Genomic DNA, 4667 nt, shown 5'->3' on the forward strand with positions numbered 1-4667 from the left:
CAACTTGATGTTTTTCATGAGGGGTATGGTGATCTTCATTGGTAAAAAATCAAGCATCTTCATTGATCATGGGTATATTCAAGAGTAAAGTTAGGTTATCGATTCATACTCGCGACTTTCGCTGCGCTTGAATCAGGTGTTTTCTCCACAGATTCGATAAAAGCTTAGCTGATCTGCTTTGATTGGATACGTTAAGTCTTCAAGCTTTTCAATCTCAACGGAAGCTGGATCAGTTCGTACTATGACAAGATTTGATTTGCTTCAATATTGAGCTCCTGCAACCACGATAACAGAATCTCCAAGCATAAACATCATATTGACATTGCTAGGGTCATTGCACTAAACGATGGTAATACAGATTATATTATACAGGGTAAGTGAAGGGAGCTAGCTGTCCCCTTCACTCTCATCAACCATAACAAGCGTTATGTCTAGCATTTTATGTGGTTTTTGGCCAAATGAGCTATTCAACTACAGTTTGAACAAACAGTTATAAATCCGACTATCAAACTCTGCTAGGTACAATAAAACAGGGGATTAACTCTGATGTGCAGGCAAATTATTACTTTCGTACGCATCAGCAAATGAATGATTTCGATCTCGATGTTTAGATTCATCCTCACGGATTTTAACAATCACATCTCGTAGTGAAGCATCTAACGGTAACTTGTAATACTTAATGGCAATTTTAGGGGCTCCCCCATCTTCCACTTCACCAGCATCAATTTTGTCTAGATATTCAGTGTAGCTTTTACAGGCCTCTTCTTCAAAATACCCAACTACGCGATGCGCAATCTTAGAAGACAGCAAATAAATCAAGCTAAACACAATAATGAAAGCACCTTGGCCAAGCAGTACTAACGCTCGTTCAACCCAGCTTGGTTTTGCAACCTCCAAGAATATCATCAGATGCATTCTCTCGTTTTCTGCCTCATCTAACAATTCACGGATCCATCCTTCATCATCTTTCATCCGGCGTAAGGCTTTTAGATGATTAAACATGCCCGCCACCATCCCCGGCACCGCGGCAATAGTTTCCAAAATCACGGCACGCTTAGCGTATTTTGTGCCATAAAATATATTTAAAAGAAACTTTAGGCACTGTGTGATTTTGTATGCCACGTGTTCCGATAGTTTGGAGGCTGTTTTGTGTTTCAATTCAAAGTCTGACATATGGAGCTTTCCTGTCTTTTAGTAGTAGTGATTTCAATATCTTGATTACATTCTTATATCTTTTAAACTCAGCAAAAAAAGACTGAGTTTAGGTTAAATAAATGACTACATTTGAGTCTGTTGATCTTTGTATGATTTGCGACCATTACGACTATTTTAAACAGGGATCAACAGCCCCTAGTTACCGATTATTCAAATATCTTTAATTAACGGATTGTCATCACTACCATGGTTTGTTCACTAAATATCTTCAGCTATTTGATAAGCTTCTGTTGCAGTACCTAGTACTGATAGGATGAGATGGAACTGGATAGAAATCAACATCACAACAATAGATACGACTAGTAACCCACGGCAAGATCATTATAAATTGAACTTTTAGAACAAGTCGTGATCAGATCAAGAGATAATAATTTCCTTGGTAGATGAAAATGAGTACTATTTCTCTAAGACATTTTAATTCGAATACAGATCCTAGTATTGAACGCTGTAAAAAGCATCAACTCATCGATATCCTTTTACTCGCCATCACGGCCGTGCTGTCTGGGCTGAAGGTTGAGAGGATATTGAGGACTTTCGTCATCTCAAACTTGATTGGTTAAAAAATACGGTACTTTCGAGGCTGGTATACCAAAACATGACACTATCGCACGTGTTAGCTGTCGATTAAAATCAGATGAAATAGAAAAAGCATTTCAGTCTTGGATTTCCGGTGTTTTTCAAGATAGTTGTCGCCTAAATTGTTAAGCAGCTTCTTTATGTTGAAGCGATCGACATGAACACCAAAACCACTCAAAACATGTCGATTAAATTAGCTTTTATAAACATGTGATTTTTACATGTCAATTGAATCGACATAAGCTCACTGCAATATCAACATATGTCGAAAAAGGAAGGTTTTTTAAACATAAAATGGCAAGCTGAACAAGCATACAACCATTTGCCCCCTCTACCACTAGATAACAAGCTAGGGGTGTTGGCCGAAACCTTACCTATACTCAGAGCCTGTATTCCTGCCCTTGCTGAATTAAAACAAGCGGGTGAGCTATTGCCTAACCAAGGCCTGCTTATCAACTTACTACCTTTACTCGAAGCTCAAGGCAGTAGCGAGATAGAAAACATTTTCACCACCACAGACAAACTGTTTCAGTATGCCCAAGAAGACAGCCAAGCCGACCCAATGACCAAAGAAGCGCTTCGCTACCGTATTGCGCTTTATCAAGGTTTTACTGAACTAACCAGCCGGCCGCTATGTGTCACAACCGCATTAGAGATCTGCAGTACCATCAAGTCTGTGCAGATGGACGTGCATAAAGTACCTGGCACCAGTTTAACCAATCAGGCCACGGGTGAGGTTATCTACACCCCACCAGCAGGTGAGACTGTTATTCGTGATCTACTCAGTAACTGGGAAGCTTTTTTGCATAATCAGGATGATGTCGATCCACTGATTAAAATGGCAATGGCCCACTACCAGTTTGAAGCAATCCACCCTTTTATTGATGGTAATGGTCGTACTGGCCGCGTGCTTAATATCCTCTCATACACTGGACCTTAAGCATTAAGGCCTGCAAAAATCCCATCTAACGTTATGTCTTTTCTAGATTTTCTCTGTTGTGACTTTTGTGCGTTTCTTGTTATATAGCAGACCGCCCAGTCTAACTTTTCTGTTATTTCTGACCAGGCCCGATGACAGATACATTCAAAGATCGGCAGCAGCCAAACGTCCACATTCTTTGCTGCTTTAAATAGCGAAACAGAGGGCATAATCTGAAGTGCTGTGCTGCGTCTGATGATAAGTGCCAGCAGGCTGGCCCACACTAGGCCGTCAACTATCGCTTTCTGCGCGGTTGCAAATCTCTTCCAATTTGTATGTGATTTCAACTCTTTGAACAACAGCTCAACCTGCCAGCGGCAGCGGCAGCGGCAGCGGTAAATTGCCATAATGTCATCGGCCGAGTAAGCCTCTAGTGGTAGGTTTGTTAACCAGATGCAAAAACGCTTTTCTTCAGCGAACCAACGCCTTATAACTCGAAACTCCTGTTTTCCTCTGCGGACTTTTAAGTCAAGGACTTCAGAGCGGTTGGTGCGACGCGTTATGTCTTTTAGCTTCATTCCAGCAAGCTTAGCAAGCACGCGGCCCTTGCCATTTTTAGCTTCAACAACCCTTGGGTTGAGTGACTTTGCCCCCCGGAAAATATAGAAACCATTATGGCGTTCCACATCGGCGAAATGATCAAAATCAGGATAGCCCGCATCAGCCAGAAGCAGTTTGTTGTTCATCCTCAATGCCATGGGGAGATAGGCCCTTTCTGAAGCCGTATCAGCACTTATCGTCATCGCTGTTGGGTTAAACGTGCGTAATGACATGGTCATATGGCACTCTATCGCAGCTGGATTACGTTTAAAACGGCTTGGGTAGACGTCTGCTAACGCCTTGTGGACATGAAAAGAGCTGCCATCTTGAAGCAATATATCATCAAAGCAAGACAACTTTTTCGGTAGCAGAGCGCATTGTTGGCGCGCAAATTGGGCGATAGCCAACTGAACCAGTTGCTTCATAAAATCAGGAAAGGCTGCTTTACGGAGCTGGTTGTGAAAAGGCTTGTAAGCCACATTATCTTTTTCTGTCAGACACATTCCATTGAACTGACGATGTAAGTCAGCAATAGCATGGCAGTTCCCTTTGCTCAACGCAGAAACCAAACTCGGCACCAGTTGTTCAGGAAGAACAGAGCGATTTCGCTGTATAAATCCAGTGCGCTTAGCCGTTTTTTGAAGGATGTCTGCATTGAAGAATTGCATGAACTGCTTTTTTAAGGAGATAATAGTCATAGGCTTTATTTATTGGTCATGGTGGTTTTTGGGCGACCATCATCAGATCATAAATAAGGCCTTTTTTCTATCTAAAATATAGATTTATCGCTAAAGATCCTGTCTATGAATATCCTCTATCTTATCGATCAGCAACTGCTTAGCGCACCAATCTTGTATTTAAGCCGTTATATCGTCGCTAATAAGCAAGATTACTATCGCTTGTTACTTAATGTGACAACAAAGCAGGAGTGGCAACCGTGGATCATCTTTATGCTTAATGCCGTAGAACAAACAGCTAAGTGGACTACCCATAAAGTTGCTGCAGCTCTAGAGTTAACTGAGCACACCACCGAATATGTTCGCCTACAATTGCCCAAAATCTATAGTTATGAGCTGGTGCAAGTCATTTTTGAGCAACCTTATTGTCGCATTCAGAACTTAGTTGATATTGGTTTAGCAAAGCGTCAAACCGCCTCAGTATATTTAAAAAAGCTTTGTGAAATAGGTGTACTCGAAGAAGTGCAATCAGGCAAAGAGAAGCTATTTGTTCATCCTAAATTTGTCACTTTGATGACCAAAGACAGTAATCAGTTCAGCTGTTATATACCCGTGATCATTGAAAATGCTTGATTTTGTCCCAAATGGGATCATCATAGCCCCATGAAACAAATTACACT

General features: G+C 41.2%; 3 protein-coding genes and 2 pseudogenes. 3 read left to right on the plus strand and 2 right to left on the minus strand.

Translation table 11 applies throughout. The features are described 5' to 3' along the window. Positions 1 to 537: 537 nt before the first annotated feature. Positions 538 to 1173 (minus strand): alternative oxidase, encoded by a 636-nt coding sequence (locus tag AAEZ02_RS21510; RefSeq protein ID WP_124014342.1) that lies wholly within the window; start codon positions 1171 to 1173, stop codon positions 538 to 540. Between the two features lie 594 nt (positions 1174 to 1767). Here AAEZ02_RS21510 and AAEZ02_RS23775 point away from each other — a divergent pair. Together AAEZ02_RS23775 and AAEZ02_RS21520 are read left to right on the plus strand one after the other, a co-directional pair. Beyond that, a complete protein-coding gene (locus tag AAEZ02_RS23775) occupies positions 1768 to 1920 on the plus strand; it encodes a transposase family protein (protein ID WP_372491521.1) in 153 nt (50 codons plus the stop codon). A 160-nt stretch (positions 1921 to 2080) separates the two neighbouring features. After that, a pseudogene (locus AAEZ02_RS21520) lies at positions 2081 to 2713 on the plus strand (Fic family protein); the annotation flags it as partial. Between the two features lie 14 nt (positions 2714 to 2727). On the opposite strand, the gene AAEZ02_RS21525 reads toward AAEZ02_RS21520, so the two are convergent. Further along, on the minus strand, positions 2728 to 4008 hold the full coding sequence (locus AAEZ02_RS21525; protein ID WP_351124956.1) for an IS4 family transposase: 1281 nt from the start codon (positions 4006 to 4008) through the stop codon (positions 2728 to 2730). A gap of 105 nt (positions 4009 to 4113) precedes the next feature. Between AAEZ02_RS21525 and AAEZ02_RS21530 the strand changes: the two are divergent. Next, positions 4114 to 4620, plus strand: a pseudogene (locus AAEZ02_RS21530) (Fic family protein); the annotation flags it as partial. Positions 4621 to 4667: the final 47 nt, after the last annotated feature.

Origin of the sequence: Shewanella sp. T24-MNA-CIBAN-0130, assembly GCF_040310185.1 — a bacterium.
Classification (GTDB): domain Bacteria; phylum Pseudomonadota; class Gammaproteobacteria; order Enterobacterales; family Shewanellaceae; genus Shewanella; species Shewanella psychromarinicola.